Genomic DNA, 19,548 nt, shown 5'->3' with positions numbered 1-19,548 from the left:
GTCAGACGCCGCGGGCGAACAGGGCCAGACGTACCCGGTTGGGGCTGTCGGTCTTGGTCATCAGGCTGGTGATGTGGGTCTTGACCGTGGTGACGCCGATGTGGAGCTGGTCGGCGATCTCGGTGTTGGACAGACCCTCGGCGACCAGGTTGAGCACGTCCCGTTCCCGAGCGGTCAGGCCCGGCAGGGCCGGTGGTGACCCGGGGCGGGCGTGCACCGCGCGCTGCACGACGCGGCGCAGCACCTCCGGGCTGAACGGGCTGTCACCGACGGCGGCCCGGCGGATACCGTCCAGCAGCTCGGTCGGCGGCGCGTCCTTGAGCAGGAACCCGCACGCGCCGGCGGTCAGCGCGGGGTAGAGGTGGTCGTCGTCGCCGAACGTGGTCAGCACCAGGACGCGGGTGGTGGGGCGTTCGGCGAGGATCCTGCTGGTCGCGGTGATCCCGTCGACACCGGGCATCCGCAGGTCCATCACGACGACGTCGGGGAGGAGCCGCCCGGCCAGCGGAATCGCCTCCCGGCCGTTGTCGGCCTCCCCGACGACCTCGATGTCGGGTTGGGCCTCGCAGAGCATGCGCAGCCCGGCTCGGATGAGGTGCTGGTCGTCGACCAGCAGCACCCGGATCACGCCGGCTCCGGTGCGGGTGATTCGGCGGTGGCTTCCCGCTCGCGGGGCACCGCTCCGACCGGCGCGTCGGCGGACGCGGAGGCCCCGGCCGGAAGGACGGTACGCACCCGCCAGCCGGTGCCGGTCGGGCCCGCCTCCAGCCGGCCGCCGAGGACCTCGACGCGCTCGCGCATCCCGGTGATGCCGTGCCCACCACCGGCCGGCACGCCCGCCGGCACCCCACCGCGCCCGTTGTCGGCGACCTCCCAGTGCACGGAGCCGTCCTGGACGGCGACCACGAGGTGCGCGAGCGCGGATGTCCCCGCGTGTTTGGCCACGTTGGTCAGCGCCTCCTGGGTCAGTCGCAGCACCGCCATGCCGCGCACCGCGTCGAGTGAACCGATCGCCGGATCGAGATCGGCCTCCACGGTGACACCCGCCTGCCGGGCCCGGTCGATGGACGCGCCGATCGCCGCCGGCAGCGCGGAGGGTTCGATCGCGGTCAGCGCCGCGTCGCCGCGTACCCCGTCGGGGTTGCGCAGCACCGCGACCAGCCGGCGCAGCTCCGCGAGGGCCGCGGTGCCGGTGCCGTGCACGTCGTCGAAGACCTTGCCCACTTGGGGGTCCAGGTCGGTGAGCACGTGCCGGGCCACGCCGACCCGCAGGACCATCGACGCCACGTGGTGCGCGACGACGTCGTGCAGCTCGCGGGCGATGGCGCTGCGCTCGTCGGCGCGCGCCGCACGACTCTCCGACTCGTGCTGGCGTTGCTCGGCCACCGCCCGCTCCACGGCCTGCCGACTCAGCTCCCGGTTGGTGCGGATGACCAGGCCGAGCAGCACCGGCACGCCGACCTCCAGGGCTAGGCCGACGACGCCCGAGGCGACCTGGCCGACCGGGTCGCCGACCGAGTCGGTCAGGTCGACCACGATCAGCAGCGCGGCGGACAGCCAGATGGTCCGGGGCCGGCGCGCCCGCATGGTGATCTCGAGCAGGGCCCAACTCGCGCCAACCTGGTTGATGGTGAAGTCGTCGACCAGGCGGATCGCGACCGCCAGCAGGGCGGCCTGCGCCAGCAGGTTGACCACCGGCCAACGGTGCACCGCCAGCCCCACGGTGAACGCGAGGACCGCGAGGATCCACTGTGTCGTCGTGGGCGTGCTGGCGGAGTGCGGAACGAAGAACAGGTAGCCCAGGCCGGCGAGGTCGAGCAGCGCCATCCGCACGAGGGTGTCCCGCATGTCGAACAGTCGCCCCGGCCAGCTCACGGTGGTCAGCCTAGGTGCTGCGGCCCGGTGGCGACGGCCGTCGGCCGCCGCCACCGGGTCCGGACCGCGAGGTACGCGGCCAGGCCGAGCGGTCCGAGCAGGATGGTCAGCACCAGCACCGGAGCCATGACCAGCGCCGGCACCCCCCGTTCCCGGCTGTCCAACCACGCCCACCGTCCGACGAACAGATCGAACGCGATCATGTGCGCCCAACCCGCCGCCGCTCCGTCGGAGGTGCCGAGCAGGTCGCGCACCCCGGCCAGGGTCGGCGACGTCACGGCCGGCAGCACGTCGCCGAAGGCCGGGAGCACCAGCAGCGCGTAGATCACCACGACCGGCAGCACGATCAGCGGCGAGGCGACGATCCGGGCGGTCCACGACCAGCGGGGCAGCAGGATCATCAGCGCCCAGAACGGCGTGGCCACCGCGAACGTCAGCGAGAACAGCGCCCCGGTCACGCGGCCAGCGCCAGTTCCGGGCGACGCTGGCGGACCAGCACCAGGCCGGTCGCGGTCGCCGTCGCGACCGCCAGGGCCGCGACCGCCGCGAGCGTGGTGGCGTCCGGCCGCAGCAGCGGCTGCTCGCGCAGGGCCTGCCAGGTCAACAGCACGGTGAGTACGCCGTACGCGCCGCCCGCGACGACAAGCAGCCGGGCGCGGGTGCGCTCGTCCCACCGCGTGGCGAACCGGCTCAGCAGGATCGCCAGGATCGGCAACGCCTGGAGGGCGTGCAGCCCCACGAAGTGCCCGATCCGCAGGTCACCGCCGGTGGTGCTCCAGCCGACGATAGGCAACCCCGGCCCACCGTCGGGCACGCCGACGCTGTGCGCCCCACCGATCCCCTCGATCCCCGGGTCCTGCATCGGCAGCACCATCGGCACCGCCGCGAGCATGCCCAGCAGGGACAGGCCGAGCCCCCACCCGACGGCGGTCGCGGCGACCCGATCGGGGATCCGCTGGATCAGGACCACGATCCCGATGACGAGGTGCGCGAAGAACAGCACCAGGATCGCCGCGCCCATCGACGCGACCAACACGGTGTTCAGGGGGGTACTGGAGTTGAAGTGGCTGGTCTGCCCGCGAAGCACCTGACCGACGATCCATGCGTTCTCGACGACCGCCACCGCGACGATGACGACGGCCGCCCGCTCGACGGCCCGGCTGCGCCGCGGCAGCAGGGAGAGCATCCAGGCGAGCGTCGTGCCGTAGAGCACGAACGACACCGCGAACTTGAACGGCTTGAGCCAGATCGGCGCCCCGGTGAGGACGCGTGAGTCGACGAGGATGCCGACCACGGCGACGACGGCCAGCACCGCCATCACGGATACCAGGAACATCAGCGGGCGGTTCCAACGCGTCGCCCGGCGCACAACGGTAGTCATGTCTGCAGATGTTCGTGGCCGCGCCCGTCGATCGCGTCCGACCCCGAGCCCCGGTTGCGGCCGGTGGTCGGAGCGCGTCTCCTCCCTGGGTAGGAGACGAAACCGTGGAGGCCGCTCGGTGGTGCTGGCACAATGGCCGGCCTGCCGACGGGACGGAGAGCGACAAGTGACGCCCAATGAGAACCAGATTCGGCCGAACGAGACCGCTGTGCCGCTGCTGCACTGCGCGGCGCCGGAGGAGACCGTGGCGTTCTGGCGGGCGCTCGGGTTCGAGGTGGCCTACGAGCAGCTCAAGCCCTACGTGTACCTGGCCTTCACGTGGAGCGGGTTCCAACTGCACTACGGCCCCGCGCCGAAGGACCTCGACCCGGCGAAGGAGCAGTCCGGCGGCTGCCTGGTGATGGTGGACGCGGTCGCGGCGTACCACGCGGTGTTCACCGAGGCGATGCGCCGCAGCTACGGCAAGGTGCTGGTCAGCGGCCTGCCCCGGATAACCCGCTACCGCGACGGGGCGTCGCGGTTCAGCATCGTCGACCCGTCCGGCAACACCATCGTCTTTATCCAGCGCGACGAGCCGAAGGACCTGGAGTACGGCGGGTCGAAGGAGCTTGAGGGCCTGGCCCGGGTGCTCGACAACGCGCGGATCCTGCGCGAGTTCAAGATGGACGACCGCGCGGCCTACCGGGCGCTCGACTCGGGGATGCGCCGCCGCGCCGAGGACGCGCCGGTGGTCGAGCAGGCGATGGCACTGGCCGGTTTGATCGAGCTGGCGACCGGGTTGGACAAGGCCGACCGGGTGCCCGAGTGGGGCGCCCGCCTCCGCGCGCTGTCCCTGACCCCGGAGCAGCGCACGCAGGTGGAGCAGTACGTCGCCGACCCGACCATCCTCGAACCCTGGTGGCGGCCCGACGCGACCTGAGCGTCCGCCTCAGCGCGCGTGGGCCGCTGCGCTGCGACGGAACAGCAGGGCCACGAAGGCGAGCATGACCAGTAGCAACCCGGTGAACCAGTTCATCGCGGTGCCGGTGGTGACGGCCTGGGTGGCGACGCCGATGCCGACGGACGGCAGGATCATCCCCAGGTAGCCGATGAGGAACAACCCGGCCAGGGCCTCGCCGCGCCGGGCGGGTGCCGCCATCGCCGCGACGGCGCCGACGGCGGCCTTGAAGAGCACGCCGGCGCCGATGCCGGCGACCACCCCGCCGACCAGGAACGCCGCGAGGTTGGCGGTCTGCGTCCCCGCCAGCAGGACGGGCACGCCGACGGCCTGGGCGAGCAGCCCCAGGCGCACCTTCGCCGGGGCGGGGAGCCGGCTGGTGAGGGTCTGCGCCACGGCCGCACCCCCGAACACGGCGAACACGATCATGCCGGCCAGGGCCCGCGACGGGAGGTGCAGGGCACCCGCGACGAAGCCCGGGGCGACCGAGGTGAACAGGCCGAACACGGCGAAGGAGGCGAACCCGGCGGCTGCCGCGGCCAGGTAGCCGGCCCGGTCCCCGTGGTCGGCGCTGATCCGCTGGGGCCGGTAGGTGGGCTTCACCAACCGTTCCTCGACGGTCTCCGGGGTCAGGGCGACCGCCACGATGCTCACCGCCAGCAGGACGGTGAACACCAGGTACGGCGTACGCAGCGGGGCGTCGACGTACTGGGCGAGGACGCCCGCGACCAACGCGCCGACGCCCAAGCCGCCGATGTTGGCGGCGGTGGAGACCATCTCGAAGCGTTGGCGGGACGAGCCGGGCCGATGCGCGGCGTGCAACTCCTGCAGGTACGCGGTAGCGGTCGCGGTGATCATGCCGATGCCCAGCCCGCTCACCAGCCGGGCGACCAGCAGCACCGGCAGGGACGGGTCACCCAGGAACAGGGCGGCGGCCACCAGCTCCAACGCCAACGCCGGAATGAGGATCTTCTTGCGGCCGACCCAGTCCGAGACGTGGCCGGCGAGCAGCAGGCTGATCACCACGCCCACGGCGTAGACAGCGAACACGATCGTGCCCATGAACGTGGAGAAACCGTCCCGCGCCATGTACAGCGGGTAGAGCGGGGCCGGCACGGTGCAGAACGCCATCGCGGTCAGGAACGCCAGGGCGATCGCCCAGAAGCCACGGCCGTGGCGGCGGGACGAGCCGTCGCTGCGATCGGACGCGGCGGGAGCAGGTGTCAGGGTCGACAAGGACATAACCCCACTGTTGCCTCACCCAAGCATCAGGTCCAACGAAAGTTGATGCTAGTGACGATCGCGATCGGTGATACTTGGCGGCGTGGAACTCCGCCAACTTGAGTACTTCGTCGCGGTGGCCGAGGAACAGAACTTCACCCGCGCCGCCGTCCGCCTGCACGTCGTCCAGTCCGCCGTGTCGGCGGCGGTCAAGACCCTCGAACGCGAACTGGGCGCGCCACTGCTGGACCGCAATTCCAAACGCGTACGCCTCACCGACGCCGGTGCCGCGCTGCTCCCGCGCGCCCGGATCGCCCTCGACGCGGCCCGCGACGCCCGCGACGCCGTCGCCGAGGTGCACGGCGGCCTGCGCGGCACCCTGCGCATCGGCACGATGACCTCGACCAGGCTCCTGCAGCTGCCGGCCCTGCTGGGTGAGTTCCACCGCCGGCACCCCGGAGTGCTGCTGCACACCAGCGTCGCGCCGCACGGCTCTCAGGGGCTCATCGACGCCCTCGCGGAACGCCGACTCGACCTCGCTTTCGTCTCACTGCCCGGCGCGCCCCCGGCGGAGATCCACCTCACCGAGCTGGCCTGCTCGGTCCTCGACCTCGTCGTTCCGGACGACCACCCGCTGGCCACCCGCGAGGCGGTCACCCTCGCCGACATCGCCGGGCTGGACTTCATCGACTCCCCGGTGGGATACGGCAACCGGGCCGTGACCGACCGGGCGTTCGCGGCCGCCGGCCTGTCCCGGCGCGTCACGATCGAGATCCCCGACATCGCCACCGGCGCCGACCACGTCCGGCACGGGCTCGGCATCGCGCTGCTACCCCGCTTCGCCGTCGCCGACGACCACGGGGTGCGCCTGCTGAGCGTCACCGGTGTCGACCTGAACTGGACAGCGTCCCTCGTCACCCCGGTGGACCGCCCGGTCGGGGCTGCCGCACGTGCGTTGATCAGCCTGACCGCCGAATTCCTGCCCTGATGGGTCGAAGGTCCGCTTCGCCCTATGCCACCTCGGGACGTACGTCTGCCGATTCGACAGACCGGCACGAAATTACCCCTTTAGGGTAAGTGTGGCCAATGTGCCTAGCTGCTCCGATAGCTTTCGAAGGAGAGGAAAACTCGTATTCCTCCCTTCGGGTGCATAAGGAGTCAGTGATGAAGCGCAGTGTCGCGTTCGCGGCAGCCCTCCTGGCAGGTCTGACCAGCATCGGATCGATCCCCGGAACAGCCTCCGCCGATGGCGGTGGCCCCGGGTACCACGACGACCGCAAGGGGGGTGACTACCACCACGGCGACGAGGGCGCGGTCTTCGTCCAGACCAACAAGGCCGAGGGCAACACCATCAAGGTGTACGACCGCGACGAGGACGGCCGTCTCACCAAGGCGGGCGAGTACGAGACCGGCGGGCTGGGCGGCTTCACCATCGGCGCGCCGCTCGACGCGCTGGCCTCACAGGGGTCCCTGACCTACCACAAGGGGCTGCTGTTCGCCGTGAACGCCGGCAGCAACACCGTGACGGTCTTCCGCGTCGAGGGCACCAAGCTGCACAAGCTCCAGGTCATCTGGTCCGGCGGTCTGCTGCCGGTCAGCGTCGCGGCCCGTGGTGACCTCGTCTACGTCCTCAACGCCGGTGGCGAGGGCTCGGTGCAGGGCTTCGAGCTGCACAAGGGGCGCCTGTCCCGGATCGAGGACGCCAACCGGTCGCTCGGGCTGCACAACGGCAACCCGCCCGCGTTCGGGACCGCCCCGGCCCAGGTCAAGATCGACCCGGACAGCGAGTTCGTCCTGGTGTCGACCAAGGGCGCCAACGTCATGTTCAGCTACGAGATCGGCCGGGACGGCAAGCTGTCCCGCAACCCCGTCATCAGCGACGCGGGGAACACGCCCTTCGGCTTCACCTTCGACACCGAGGACTCGCTGCTGGTCACCGAGTCGGGTGCGAACGCGGTCAGCCGGTTCGAGCTGGAGGACGACGGCGCGCTCGACCAGGTCGGGCCGTCGGTGCCCAACGGGCAGCAGGCGCCGTGCTGGATCCAGCGCGTCGGCGACTACTTCTTCGTGGCCAACGCCGGTAGCTCCACCATCAGCTCCTACCGGGTCGACGACGACGGCAAGCTCCAACTCGTCAAGGGCGTCGCCGTCGACACCGGCGGCGGGTCGATCGACATGACCACCAGCGACGGCTTCCTGTACGTGCAGAACGCCACCGCCGGCAACGTGCAGGGCTACGAGGTGGGCGAGGACGGGTCCCTGAAGCTCGTCACCACCGTGGAGGGTCTGCCGAAGTTCACCGACGGCATCGGCATGGAGGGCATCGCCGCCTCCTGAGCGCACCACCCGCTGGTCCCGGTCGTCCATCGACCGGGACCAGCGTCGTCTGGTTGGTCGCCGGCCGACGCGCCGTGTTGCGCCAGCGGGGTCGAGACTACGAGGCCAATCGTTCGCGTGGGGTGCGAGCTGGTCGGGGGAGTTCGGCACTGCCGTCCGCCCTGTTGATCTCCGACCAGACGGCATCGAGGGAGAGACCGAGGACGTCGGCGATCGCCGCGATGGTCGGAAAGGCGGGGGTGGCTATCCGGCCGGACTCGATCTTTCGAAGGGTCTCCGGCGAGACGCCCGCGTCCAGCGCGGTGAGGAGCATCGAACGCTCTCCGCGGGCGCGACGCAGGAGGGCGCCGAGGCGCTGTCCGCGTTCGAGCTCCGCGGGAGTGAGCGGCAACCTGACCATGCTCCGATTCTAGTACCGGGATAATATGGCCGGGATACTTATTGGTCGTCCGAGGAAGGCGCTGCATGATCGAGATCCTGAGCCCCACCGACGTGCTGCGAGCGAAGGACACCGGCGCGCTGGTCGCCGACATCCTCCAGACGTTGAAGAGCCGCTGTGTGGTCGGCACCAACCTCCTGGACATCGACCAGTGGGCACAGGCCATGATCATCGAGGCCGGTGCACAGTCCTGCTACGTCGACTACGAGCCGTCCTTCGGGCGCGGGCCGTTCGGCCACTACATCTGCACGTCGGTCAACGACGCCGTGCTGCACGGGCTGCCGCACGACTACCCGCTCGCCGACGGCGACCTACTCTCGCTCGACCTCGCCGTCTCCCTGGGTGGAGTCGTCGCGGACTCGGCCATCAGCTTCGTCGTGGGCGACGTACGGCCCCCGGAGAGCGTCGCGCTGATCGACGCGACCCAGCGCGCGTTGCAGGCGGGGATCGCCGCCGCCGGCCCCGGCGTTCCCATCGGTGACCTCTCGCACGCCATCGGCTCGGTCCTCAGCGCGGCGGGATACTCGGTCAACACCGAGTTCGGCGGCCACGGCGTCGGATCGACGATGCACCAGGACCCGCACGTCTCCAACACCGGGCGTCCCGGCCGCGGCTACCGGCTGCGCCCGGGGCTGCTGCTGGCGCTGGAGCCCTGGGTCATGGCGGACACCGCCACGCTCGTCACCGACGCCGATGGCTGGACGCTCCGCAGCGCGACGGGTTGCCGGACGGCGCACAGCGAGCACACCATCGCCATCACCGACGACGGTGCGGACGTGCTCACCCTGCCGACGCCCTGACCCGTACGGGCGCTCGTCGGTCAGCCGCCGACGGGTCGCCCACGGTGGACGATTAACCGGCCACCGAAGGGGCAGGTCTCTCCGTGGCGCCCTGCCGGGTCGCGTTCAGAATGAACCGATCGGTCATATTTTCCGTGATGACGGTCAGGGTCACCCACCAGAGTCGCGGAGGCACGATGTCAACGGTTCGAACTGGTCCGGTCATCGGACTGCTCGTACAGATCGTCCTGCTGGCGGTGCTCGCGGAGACAGTCGGTCTGGGCGCGGCGGGCTGGGTGGCGGGGCTGGCGTATGGGGCGGTCCTGTGCGCCCTGCTCAGCCGGGGGATGTCCCGCTCGGGCGCGGGTGCTCTGAGCCCGGCCGACCGGGTGACCCTGAGTCGGGCGATCCTCGTCGGCGGCGTGACGGCCCTGGCCGCCGACTCGTTCGGCCGGTCGGCGCCGGTCACCCTGATGGTCGTCCTCACCAGCGTGGCGTTGGCCCTCGACGCCGTGGACGGGTACACGGCCCGCCGCACCGGGACCACCAGCGAGCTCGGCGCGCGCTTCGACATGGAGATCGACTCCTTCCTGGTCCTGGTGCTCTGCCTGCACGTGGCCCCCTCGGTGGGTGGCTGGGTGCTCGCGATCGGCGCGATGCGCTACGTCTTCGTCGCCGCGAGCTGGGTGCTGGGGTGGATGCGCGGGTCCCTGCCGCCGCGCTACTGGCGCAAGGTCGTCGCCGCCGTCCAGGGCGTGGTGCTGACGGTGGCGATGGGCGACGCGCTGCCCGGGCCGCTGACGACCGTCGTGCTGGTGGCGTCGCTGGCGCTGCTGGTCGAGTCGTTCGGGCGGGACGTCGCGTGGCTCTGGACGACCCGTCACCTCCGCCATAGCCTCGTCCTCGACACCCCGGGCAGCCAACACGCCCCGGGCATCCACGACGCCTCGGGCGCGATGGCCCACGCGAGCAGCCCGCCGAGCCACAGCACCCCGAGCGCCGGCGTGGGGTTGGCCGGGCTGGGCTCGGGCCGGCCGGATGGGCTGCCCTGGTCGGACCGTCCCACGGTCGCTGTGGCCCGACGCGGGATCGCCCGCGTCTGAGCCGCCCGGATTCCGCGCACCAACAAAGATCATGGAAGGATGCCCGGGTTGTCGCTCATGACGCGCGTACGTCAGCAGCCGAGCCAGGGACGGAGGCCGATGAGGGGCGAAGTCTCGGACGTCACCGCCACCGACGGCACCGAAGCCGAGGACCAGCCGAAGCGTTCCATCGCGGCTCGGCTGACCACCGTGCTGGCCGCGCTGCTCGTGCTACTCGTCCTCACCGTGCCGTACGACTTCGGTCGGCTCAACCCGGCGGGGTTCGTACGGATCCCCCTGGAGGCGCTGCTGGTCGTGGCCCTCCTGCTCGCCCTGCCGTCTCGTGGCAGCCGACTGGTCGCGACGCTCGCCGGCGTGGCGCTCGGCCTGCTCGGCCTGCTGAAGCTGCTCGACCTGGGGTTCTCCGCCTCGCTGAGCCGGGCGTTCGACCCGGTGCTCGACTGGGCGCTCGTCGACGAGGGGTTCGCCTTCCTCAGCGAGTCGTACGGTCGGCCCGCCGCCGTCGGTGCCGCGATCACCCTGGCGGTGGTGGTCGTGGGCCTGCCCACACTGGTCACGCTGTCGATGCGGCGACTGCGGCGGCTGGTGGTCCGGCACCGCGCCGGGACCACCCGTGTCGTGGCCGCGCTGGTGGTCGTCTGGGTCGCCTGCGCCGCGTTCAACGTGCGGGTGGTCGAGGGCGTACCGGTCGCCGACACCTCCGCGACCACGCTGGCCAACGGGCACGGCTTCCAGGTGCGCCTACGCCTCGACGACCGCGAGACGTTCGGCGCCCTGATCGAGGCCGACAAGTTCGGTGACACCCCCGGCGACCAGCTCCTGACCGCGTTGCGCGGCAAGAACGTGGTCGTCGCGTTCGTGGAGAGCTACGGCCGGGACGCCGTCGAGGACCCGGAGTTCGCGCCGCAGGTCGGTGCGGTCCTCGACCGCGGCACCAGCGAGCTGGGCGCGGCGGGTTTCGCCGCGCAGAGCGGCTTCCTCACCTCGCCCACCTTCGGTGGCGGCAGTTGGCTCGCGCACGACACGCTGCTCTCCGGCCTTTGGATCGACAACGACCAGCGCCACCGCACCCTGCTGGCCAGCGACCGGATGACCCTCAACGGCGCCTTCCGGCGAGCGGACTGGCAGACCGTGGGCGTGATGCCCGCCGTCACCAAGGCCTGGCCGGAGGGCTCTTTCTTCGGCTACGACCGGTTCTACAACGCCAAGACGCTCGCGTACGGTGGCCCGAAGTTCAGCTTCGGCACCCCGCCCGACCAGTACACCCTGGCCAGCTGGCAGCGCCTGGAGCAGGCGAAGCGCGACGGCAACGTGATGACCGAGCTGGCGTTGGTGTCGAGTCACGCGCCGTGGACGCCCGTCCCGCCGTTGCTCGACTGGGCCGACGTCGGCGACGGCGCGGTCTACCGCGCGGCCGGCGCTGGCAGGTCGGACGACAAGCGCCGCAACACCGGCCAGATCCGGGCGGACTACCGGAAGTCCATCGAGTACACCCTCGGCACGCTCGTCTCCTACGTGCGGACCTACGGAGACGACGACCTCGTGTTCATCTTCCTCGGTGACCACCAGCCCGCCGCCGTCGTCACCGGTGAGAACGCCAGCCGCGACGTCCCCATCTCGATCATCACCCGGGATCGGGCGGTGTTGGACCGGATCTCCGGGTGGGGCTGGCAGGACGGGCTGAAGCCCGGGCCGCAGGCGCCGGTCTGGCGGATGGACGCCTTCCGGGACCGGTTCCTGACCGCCTTCGGGCCGTAACCCCGGCCACCTCTCTCACGGACTGGACCCAGACAGATGACGGCAAGCACCGACACCAGGATCGCCGCGCTCCGGACCGATCCGGCCCTGTCCCTGCTGCACCGGTCGCTGGACGTCTACTACGGCGATCCCGAGCGGGACGCGAGGATGGACGACTTCTACTCCCGCTTCGTCAGCCGCGGCGACCTCGTCTTCGACATCGGCTCCCACGTGGGCGACCACATCGGCAGCTTCCGTCGCCTCGGCGCCCGGGTCGTAGCCGTGGAACCGCAGCCGCTGTGTCTGCGCGCCCTGCGGGCGATCTACGCCGACGACGACCAGGTCACCCTGGTCGACGCCGCGTGTGGCGCCCTGCCCGGCCGCACCCGGTTGCACGTCAACTCCGCCAATCCCACCGTGTCGACCGCCTCACCCGACTTCGTCCGAGCGGCGCAGGGCGCGGGCGGGTGGGAGGGCGAGGTGTGGGATGCCGACATCGAGGTCCCGGTGGTCACCGTCGACGCGCTGATCGACACGTACGGCGTACCGACCTTCGCCAAGATCGACGTTGAGGGTTTCGAGGACGAGGTGCTGGCCGGCCTGAGCCGCCCACTGCCGGCGCTCTCGTTCGAGTTCACCACCATCGCGCGTGCGGTTGCCTACCGGTGCCTCGATCGCCTGACCGCGCTCGGCTTCGACGGCTTCGACGTCGCGTTGGGCGATGACAAGTCGATGACCTTCCAACGCTGGATACCCGCCACCGACCTGGCGACGCACCTGCACGAACTGCCGCACGCCGCGAACTCCGGCGACGTGTACTGCGTGTCCCACAACCGGGAGGTCGTCGCCACGCCGTAGCCGTACGCGACGCTAAATCATGCGCAGGACCAGTGCGGTGGAGACCGCCAGCTCACGATCGAGCACTTGGTCCCGGGGGACGAACACCATGGCCTGACCCTCACCGAGGACCACGTCCTCCTGCCGAGCCGTGGTGGTGCCACGAAATACGTGGACGGTCACGGTGTGGGGGAAGCCCGTTTCGTACGGACGCGGACCGCTCCAGAACGGGTGCAGCTCACCTGCGGTCAGACCAGTCTCCTCCAGCAGCTCGCGGCGGGCCGCCTCCTCCGGCGACTCGCCGGGCTCGATATGGCCACCCGGCAGGCTCCATTGGCCCGGCGAGACGACCGCGTCCTCATCGCGGTGTTGCAGCAGCACCGCGCCCGACGGATTGACAAGCAACAAGAGGGCGACGTCATAGGTGGCCATGACGAGACCGTGCCACGTGGCCGCGCGCACGTCGACGACAGTCCCTTCGGAGCACCGGATCGCGTACCCTCCGCGGATGGACCTCGATGATCTTCCGCTCGCCGAGTTCGCGTTTCCGGGGCCGCTGCGGGACCAACTGGTGGGCGCGATCCTGTCCGGGGCGAAGACCTCGACGACTGGCCTGCTGGTCGGCTACGAGTGCGCGAACGAGCCCCTGCCCGAGGTGGGCCAACTGTCCGCCGTGGTGGACTCCGCGGGCCGGCGGGTCGCGGCCATCGAGCTGACCGACGTACGGGTGATCCGGCTCGCCGAGGTCGACCTGGCACACGCCCTGGCCGAGGGAGAGGGCGACGAGTCGGTGGCGCAGTGGCGTGCGGGGCACGAGTCGTTCTGGCATAGCGCCGAAGTGCGCGCCGAACTCGGCGACCCCAACTTCACCGTGGACGACGACACCCTCGTGGTGACCGAGCGCTTCCGGCTGGTGCACGTCGTCTGAGCGCTGGCGGCGATCGGTGGCAGCTCAGGGAGCAGCGCTCGGCGTGTCGAACAACTCAGCTGCCAACGATCAAGGGACGAGCAGTAGGAGATGTTGCTCGGGGCATCGCTAACTCGATTGCTTGGGCTCGGCGACATAGACACCTTTGCCCGGATGCCCCTCGACCAGCTCACGGTCCTTGAGGATCGTCATCACCCGGTTGATCGTGGAAATGTGCACGCTGTGTTGCTCGGCAAGCTCGCGCGTGGACGGTAGCTTCTCTCCCGGCGCTAGCGCTCCGGACTTGATCTTTTCGGCGATCTCGGTTGCGATGCGCCGGTAGTCCACTTTCTCGGTCGGCATGAGTCGATCTCCGTAGGTCCCCTGGTTTCGGCACCTCAATTCGATCACGCGCGAACCTGTTCCAACAAGTTCCATGCTCTAGCTTGACCTACTCCTACAGGTAGGAATAGGTTGGTCGCGTAGTCGGGTTCCCTGGTTTCGGCAAACTCCTAGGTTCCCGGCCGAATACCCACCTGGGGAGTAGGACGCACGGACTCTGCCCCCAGGTGGGGCTAATCATGATCGCGGGGAGAGTGCCGACTATGCCGATCGACGAGCCGATCTCCAAGGCGACGGAGCTGTTCACCGCCAAGAGAGTTCTGGACACGCATTGGACGCGGACGCTCGACCGCCCATGGCGGGTGGGTGGGTGCCTGGAGTGCCGAGGTCGCGACAGCTGTCCGCAGCTCGATTGGGCGATCAAGCTGACTGCGGAAGTTGCGGCCCTAATGTTCCAGAAGCGCTGACTGTGGGCATCCAAGAGCTTTGATGGATGCCGGCAAGCAAAGGGGAGAAGAGCGTTGCTGCGCAGAGCGATTGCGTTCTCGTGCAATGCGGCTGACCATGCCGGCGGAAGAGCCGCCTCCATCCATAGGCGTTACAGCATCGCCAGTGGGGCCAGGGGCACGCCGTCGACGCCGTCGAGCCCCATCAGCTCGCCCACTCCAGACCCTTCTCCGTTCAGGGGCATCTCGAACCGCCATGACTCGTGCGTCATCTGCGGTTGGAGCTGCGTTGGCAGGTCGCCCTTGCCCTGGCACAGCTTGCGCAGGCGCTCGTACGCGGCGTCGCGGTCCTCGAATTCGACCGACTTCGCCGTTGGGAGTGCCCGGACGGCCTTCTCCACGGCAGCTCGTTGTTCGTCGGTCGCCGACGACTTCAGCCGGACGATGACGCCGATCCGCGATGGCCGAGGGTCGACGTCCGCGATCCTGAGCGCCACGTCCTCCACACCGTCGGCCTCGGCCATCACCAGTTCGACCGCTTCGGCGATCGACGCGTCGGTGACGGTGGCGTGAAGAAGCTCCGGCATGTATTCGGGCTTGAGGGCCGCCAGCAGGTCGGGCTGGTCCTTCAGGTCCGCCTTCTGGCGCTCGTACGCCTGCTCGCGAGTTTCGAGAGAAACCTCTCTGACACTTGGCATCGACCGGAGCTGCTGCTCCACGCTGCCCTTCTGCGCCGCCGTCACGTCGTTGTCGAGGAAGACGGTCAACGCCACGTCCCCGGGCTCCTCGGGTTGTGAGGTGCAGGCGGGAAGGGCCAGCAGGACGACGAGTGACAGTAACGGTGCTACGCGGCGCATGGGCGAAGATCGTAGCCATCGCTCGCGCGCATCGCCGCCCCGGAACAGCGGACTTCGCCGCCGCTGAAAGTAGCCAGGCTCTCAGGGCCATGGCTGGTCTTCGTAACCGTGGTCCGCCAGACTGCGCGGTATGCGTGATCGTTGGCGCCGGTGGGCGTGGGTCGGGGTGCTCGTCATCGGGCTGGTCCTTTATCTGGCGGTGCTGCGGACCCTCGTGAGCACCAAGAATCCGAACTTCGTACCGGCGTTGATCCTGCTCGGGGCGACGCTGGTGCCCTTGACGTTCCTGACGTTCGCACAGGCCCGGACCGGGCGGTGGCAGGTGCCGGCGTCGGTGTTGGTGACGTCGGCGTTCTTCGGCGGTGTGATCGGCACCGTGGTCGCCGGCACCCTGGAGTACGACACCCTGCGCGGCCTCGGCACCCTGCCGATGCTGTTCGTGGCACTGATCGAGGAGTCGGCGAAGCTGATCGTCCCGGTGGTGCTGCTGTTCACGGTGGTGGCCCAGCATCGGCGTCGGGTGCCGTCGGACGGGCTGATCATCGGTGTCGCGGCCGGCATGGGTTTCGCCGCGCTGGAGACGATGGGCTACGCCTTCACCGCGCTGCTGAGTTCGCAGGGCAACATCGGCGCGGTGGAGCAGACGCTCTTCATCCGGGGTCTGACGGCGCCCGCCGGTCACACCGCCTGGACCGGGCTGACCGCTGGCGCGCTCTGGGCGTTGTTGGCGAGCCCAAGCGTCGGGCGGCTCTTCGGGTTCGTCGGCACGTTCGTGGGTGTCGTCGTCCTGCACACCCTCTGGGACACGTTCTCCGGCTCACTGGTCTTCGTCGTGTTGGCGATCATCAGCATCGGCTGGCTGTTCTGGCAGCTGCGCCGCTACCGGACCTTCGGCGACCAGCAGCTCGGCCAGCTGCAAGCGCACTGACCATCGCCGTACTCCATGCCTCTCCCGGCCTGCCGAAAAAGGGCCGGGGAAGGCATGACTGTTGGTGATCCCGCTGCGACCGGGTCGGCACCTCATCTAACGTCAGAGTGTTCATATTTGGCGTGCTTGGTCGGGAAGGTGCGGCGATGGGGGTGCGCAGCTGGTTCGAGGGCTGGCCGGTCTACCGTCAGCTCACCGGCACGGACCCGCTGGGCCGGGGCGCCGCGGCTAAGTCCGACGGGTCCCGAGCGCTCACCGCCCGCACCGACACCGCCGATTCAGTCGCCCGGTCTGTATGCCCGTACTGCGCTGTGGGTTGTGGCCAGCGGGTGTTCGTGAAGGACGGGCAGGTCAGTCAGATCGAGGGTGATCCGGACAGCCCGATCTCCCGGGGTCGGCTCTGCCCGAAGGGCGCCGCGAGCAAGAGCCTGGTCACCAGCCCGCTGCGGCAGACGAAAGTCCGCTACCGCCGGCCGTACGGCACCGAGTGGGAGGACCTCGACCTCGACACGGCGATGAACATGATCGCCGATCGGGTCCTTGCCGCCCGGGACGAGACCTGGGAGGACGTCGACGCCGAGGGTCGACCGCTCAACCGGACGCTCGGCATCTCCAGCCTCGGTGGGGCGACGCTGGACAACGAGGAGAACTACCTCATCAAGAAGTTGTTCACCGCGATGGGGGCGCTCCAGATCGAGAACCAGGCCCGTATTTGACACTCCTCCACCGTCCCCGGTCTGGGGACCAGCTTCGGTCGTGGCGGCGCCACCCAGTACCAGCAGGACCTGTCGAATTCCGACGTCATCGTCATCCAGGGTTCGAACATGGCCGAAGCACACCCGGTGGGCTTCCAGTGGGTGATGGAGGCCAAGCGTCGGGGTGCGAAGGTCTTCCACGTCGACCCGCGTTTCACCCGCACCAGCGCGCTGGCTGACTCGTACCTGCCGATCCGGGCGGGCACGGACATCGCGTTGCTCGGTGGGGTGGTGCGCTACATCCTCGACAACGAGCTGGACTTCCGCGAGTACGTCGTCGCCTACACCAACGCCGCGACCATCGTGACGGAGGAGTACGCCGACACCGAGGACATGCACGGCTTGTTCTCCGGCTTCAACGACGACAACGCCACCTACGACCAGGCCAGCTGGCGGTACGAGGGCCACTCGCAGAACCAGACGACCCGCGACAGTGAGACGCAGCGGGAGACGGCGGCCGGGCTGGAGAACGAGTCGCACGGCGCGCCCGTCGGTGGCGAGACCGAACGGGACGAGACGTTGCAGCACCCGCGCTGCGTCTACCAGATCCTCAAGCGGCACTTCGCCCGCTACACCCCGGAGATGGTGGAACGGGTCTGCGGCATCCCGCAGGAGAAGTTCCTCGAACTGGCCCAGGCGTGGACGGAGAACTCCGGCCGGGACCGGACCGGCATGCTCGTCTACTCGGTGGGCTGGACGCAGCACAGCGTCGGCGTGCAGTACATCCGCACCGGCGCGATCATCCAACTCCTGCTGGGCAACGTGGGCCGCCCGGGTGGCGGGGTGATGGCCCTGCGCGGGCACGCCAGCATCCAGGGGTCCACCGACATCCCGACGCTGTTCAACCTGCTTCCGGGCTACCTGCCGATGCCCCATCACGCCAATCACCCGACCCTGGACAAGTGGGTGGACAGCATCGCGCACCCCGGGCAGAAGGGCTTCTGGGGCAATGCCCGCACCTACGGCGTCAACCTGCTCAAGGCGTACTGGGGCGAGGCGGCCACCGTCGACAACGACTACTGCTACGGGTACATGCCGCGGATGACCGGCGACCACGGCACGTACCAGCAGGTGCTCGACATGATCGACGGCAAGATCAAGGGGTACTTCCTGCTCGGGCAGAACCCGGCGGTCGGTTCGGCGCACGGCCGGGCGCAGCGGCTCGGCATGGCCAACCTCGACTGGCTCGTGGTCCGCGACCTGTTCATGATCGAGAGCGCCACGTTCTGGCAGAAAGCGCCGGAGATCGAGACCGGCGAGATCACGCCCGAGCGGTGCCGCACCGAGGTGTTCTTCCTACCGGCCGCCTCCCACGTGGAGAAGGAGGGCACCTTCACCCAGACCCAACGGCTGTTGCAGTGGCGGGAGAAGGCCGTCGAGCCGCCAGGCGACGCCCGCTCCGAACTCTGGTTCTTCTACCACCTCGGTCGCATCATCCGGGAACGGCTGGCGACGTCGACGAAGCCGCGCGACCGTGCGCTGCTCGACCTCGCCTGGGACTACCCCACGCACGGCCCGAACGTCGAGCCGAGCGCCGAGGCGGTGCTGCGCGAGATCAACGGGTACGACGTGGCCACCGGCCGGCCGCTGGCGTCGTTCACCGAGATGAAGGACGACGGCTCCACCCTCGGCGGTTGCTGGATCTACACCGGGGTGTACGCCGACGGCGTCAACCAGGCGGCCCGGCGCAAACCCGGCTCGGAGCAGTCATTGGTGGCGCCCGAGTGGGGTTGGGCGTGGCCGGCGAACCGGCGCATCCTCTACAACCGCGCGTCCGCCGACCCGGACGGCAACCCGTGGAGTGAGCGCAAACGCTACGTCTGGTGGGACGCGGACAAGGGTGAGTGGACCGGCTACGACGTGCCGGACTTCGAAAAGACCAAACCGCCGTCCTACCGGCCGGAGCGCGACGCGTCGGGTGTGGCGGGCATCGCCGGCGACGATCCGTTCATCCTCCAGGGCGACGGCAAAGGCTGGCTGTACGCGCCCACCGGCGTGCTCGACGGGCCGATGCCCACCCACTACGAGCCGGTCGAGTCGCCGGTGCGCAACCCGCTCTACCGACAGCAGGCCAACCCGACCCGCAAGGTCTACACCCACCCGATCAACACGCTCAACCCGAGCCCGCCGGAACCGTACAGCCAGGTGTTCCCGTACGTGTTCACGGTCAGCCGGCTCACCGAACACCACACCGCCGGCGGGATGAGCCGGACGGTGTCGCCGCTGGCCGAGCTGCAACCGGAGATGTTCGTGGAGGTGTCCCCGGAGTTGGCCGCCGAACGTGGTCTCACCCACCTGGGTTGGGCGCACCTGGTCACCGCCCGTGCGGCCATCGAGGCACGGGTGCTGGTGACGGACCGGCTCACCCCGTTGCGGGTGGACGACCGTGTCATCCACCAGGTCTGGTTGCCGTACCACTTCGGTTTCGAGGGTCTGGTGACCGGCGACTCGGCCAACGACCTGTTCGGCATCAGCCTGGACCCGAACGTGCTGATCCAGGAGAGCAAGGTCGGCACCTGCGACGTCCGTCCCGGGCGACGCCCGAGAGGCGTCGAGCTGCTGGCTCTCGTCGTCGACTACCGGCGACGATCCGGGGACCTCAGCCCGCACTATCCACCGCAGGTCACGACCGACTCCGCCGACAGCGGCCCGGACCAGGAGGTCTGA

Annotated in this window: 20 protein-coding genes; 11 read left to right on the top strand and 9 right to left on the bottom strand. The window is 69.7% G+C overall.

What is annotated here, in order from left to right; genetic code table 11:
• Position 1 precedes the first annotated feature (1 nt).
• The 4 genes from ACIBD9_RS25600 to ACIBD9_RS25585 are packed head-to-tail and all read right to left on the bottom strand — an operon-like array spanning position 2 to position 3,256.
• Positions 2–628 carry a response regulator gene (locus ACIBD9_RS25600; protein WP_387165788.1) on the bottom strand — a complete coding sequence of 209 codons (627 nt, stop codon included), beginning with the start codon at positions 626–628 and terminating at the stop codon, positions 2–4.
• On the bottom strand, positions 625–1,875 hold the full coding sequence (locus ACIBD9_RS25595) for a sensor histidine kinase (RefSeq protein ID WP_396721481.1): 1,251 nt from the start codon (positions 1,873–1,875) through the stop codon (positions 625–627). The genes ACIBD9_RS25600 and ACIBD9_RS25595 overlap by 4 nt, the downstream gene beginning before the upstream one ends.
• 5 nt (positions 1,876–1,880) lie before the next feature.
• Positions 1,881–2,333, bottom strand: a complete 453-nt coding sequence (locus ACIBD9_RS25590; protein ID WP_396721479.1) for an ABA4-like family protein — start codon at positions 2,331–2,333, stop codon at positions 1,881–1,883.
• Positions 2,330–3,256 carry a hypothetical protein gene (locus ACIBD9_RS25585; RefSeq protein WP_396721478.1) on the bottom strand — a complete coding sequence of 309 codons (927 nt, stop codon included), beginning with the start codon at positions 3,254–3,256 and terminating at the stop codon, positions 2,330–2,332. The genes ACIBD9_RS25590 and ACIBD9_RS25585 overlap by 4 nt, the downstream gene beginning before the upstream one ends.
• A 166-nt stretch (positions 3,257–3,422) precedes the next feature.
• On the opposite strand from ACIBD9_RS25585, the gene ACIBD9_RS25580 reads away from it, so the two are divergent.
• Positions 3,423–4,175, top strand: a complete 753-nt coding sequence (locus ACIBD9_RS25580) for a glyoxalase (RefSeq protein ID WP_396721477.1) — start codon at positions 3,423–3,425, stop codon at positions 4,173–4,175.
• 9 nt (positions 4,176–4,184) lie between these two features.
• On the opposite strand, the gene ACIBD9_RS25575 is transcribed toward ACIBD9_RS25580, so the two are convergent.
• Positions 4,185–5,435, bottom strand: a complete 1,251-nt coding sequence (locus ACIBD9_RS25575; RefSeq protein ID WP_396721475.1) for an MFS transporter — start codon at positions 5,433–5,435, stop codon at positions 4,185–4,187.
• A gap of 82 nt (positions 5,436–5,517) precedes the next feature.
• Between ACIBD9_RS25575 and ACIBD9_RS25570 the strand changes: the two genes are divergently transcribed.
• On the top strand, positions 5,518–6,402 hold the full coding sequence (locus ACIBD9_RS25570; RefSeq protein ID WP_396721474.1) for a LysR family transcriptional regulator: 885 nt from the start codon (positions 5,518–5,520) through the stop codon (positions 6,400–6,402).
• Between the two features lie 176 nt (positions 6,403–6,578).
• Entirely contained in the window at positions 6,579–7,751 is a 1,173-nt protein-coding gene (locus ACIBD9_RS25565; protein WP_396721472.1) for a lactonase family protein, read from the top strand.
• A gap of 97 nt (positions 7,752–7,848) precedes the next feature.
• Here ACIBD9_RS25565 and ACIBD9_RS25560 read toward each other — a convergent pair whose 3' ends face one another.
• A complete protein-coding gene (locus ACIBD9_RS25560) occupies positions 7,849–8,151 on the bottom strand; it encodes a helix-turn-helix domain-containing protein (protein ID WP_238659804.1) in 303 nt (100 codons plus the stop codon).
• Between the two features lie 65 nt (positions 8,152–8,216).
• On the opposite strand from ACIBD9_RS25560, the gene map reads away from it, so the two are divergent.
• The 4 genes from map to ACIBD9_RS25540 all read left to right on the top strand — a co-directional run bounded on the left by map (position 8,217) and on the right by ACIBD9_RS25540 (position 12,667).
• A complete protein-coding gene (gene map / locus ACIBD9_RS25555; RefSeq protein ID WP_396721471.1) occupies positions 8,217–8,990 on the top strand; it encodes a type I methionyl aminopeptidase in 774 nt (257 codons plus the stop codon).
• Between the two features lie 176 nt (positions 8,991–9,166).
• Positions 9,167–10,072, top strand: coding sequence for a CDP-alcohol phosphatidyltransferase family protein (locus ACIBD9_RS25550; protein ID WP_396721469.1), 906 nt, complete (start codon positions 9,167–9,169; stop codon positions 10,070–10,072).
• 99 nt (positions 10,073–10,171) lie between these two features.
• Positions 10,172–11,830, top strand: a complete 1,659-nt coding sequence (locus ACIBD9_RS25545; protein ID WP_396721468.1) for a sulfatase-like hydrolase/transferase — start codon at positions 10,172–10,174, stop codon at positions 11,828–11,830.
• A 36-nt stretch (positions 11,831–11,866) separates the two neighbouring features.
• Complete coding sequence (locus tag ACIBD9_RS25540) at positions 11,867–12,667, top strand: FkbM family methyltransferase (RefSeq protein WP_396721466.1); 801 nt, start codon at positions 11,867–11,869, stop codon at positions 12,665–12,667.
• A 12-nt stretch (positions 12,668–12,679) separates the two neighbouring features.
• Here the strand turns inward: ACIBD9_RS25540 and ACIBD9_RS25535 are convergent, their stop codons facing one another.
• Complete coding sequence (locus tag ACIBD9_RS25535) at positions 12,680–13,078, bottom strand: NUDIX hydrolase (protein ID WP_396721464.1); 399 nt, start codon at positions 13,076–13,078, stop codon at positions 12,680–12,682.
• Between the two features lie 76 nt (positions 13,079–13,154).
• Between ACIBD9_RS25535 and ACIBD9_RS25530 the strand changes: the two genes are divergently transcribed.
• Positions 13,155–13,574 carry an ASCH domain-containing protein gene (locus ACIBD9_RS25530; RefSeq protein ID WP_396721463.1) on the top strand — a complete coding sequence of 140 codons (420 nt, stop codon included), beginning with the start codon at positions 13,155–13,157 and terminating at the stop codon, positions 13,572–13,574.
• Between the two features lie 108 nt (positions 13,575–13,682).
• On the opposite strand, the gene ACIBD9_RS25525 is transcribed toward ACIBD9_RS25530, so the two are convergent.
• Complete coding sequence (locus ACIBD9_RS25525) at positions 13,683–13,916, bottom strand: GntR family transcriptional regulator (RefSeq protein WP_396721462.1); 234 nt, start codon at positions 13,914–13,916, stop codon at positions 13,683–13,685.
• Between the two features lie 242 nt (positions 13,917–14,158).
• On the opposite strand from ACIBD9_RS25525, the gene ACIBD9_RS25520 reads away from it, so the two are divergent.
• The gene (locus ACIBD9_RS25520; protein WP_396721460.1) at positions 14,159–14,362 is read left to right on the top strand and encodes a hypothetical protein; all 204 of its coding nucleotides are present in this window, start codon (positions 14,159–14,161) and stop codon (positions 14,360–14,362) included.
• Positions 14,363–14,493: 131 nt separating this feature from the next.
• Here ACIBD9_RS25520 and ACIBD9_RS25515 read toward each other — a convergent pair whose 3' ends face one another.
• Positions 14,494–15,114, bottom strand: coding sequence for a permease-like cell division protein FtsX (locus ACIBD9_RS25515; protein ID WP_396721458.1), 621 nt, complete (start codon positions 15,112–15,114; stop codon positions 14,494–14,496).
• A 214-nt stretch (positions 15,115–15,328) separates the two neighbouring features.
• Between ACIBD9_RS25515 and ACIBD9_RS25510 the strand changes: the two genes are divergently transcribed.
• Complete coding sequence (locus ACIBD9_RS25510) at positions 15,329–16,126, top strand: PrsW family intramembrane metalloprotease (protein WP_396721457.1); 798 nt, start codon at positions 15,329–15,331, stop codon at positions 16,124–16,126.
• Positions 16,127–16,272: 146 nt separating this feature from the next.
• The gene (fdh, locus tag ACIBD9_RS25505) at positions 16,273–19,548 is read left to right on the top strand and encodes a formate dehydrogenase (RefSeq protein WP_396721455.1); all 3,276 of its coding nucleotides are present in this window, start codon (positions 16,273–16,275) and stop codon (positions 19,546–19,548) included.

The organism is Micromonospora sp. NPDC050784 (assembly GCF_044456765.1).
GTDB lineage: Bacteria > Actinomycetota > Actinomycetes > Mycobacteriales > Micromonosporaceae > Micromonospora > Micromonospora foliorum.
This window is presented reverse-complemented; position numbering and strand designations above follow the sequence as displayed.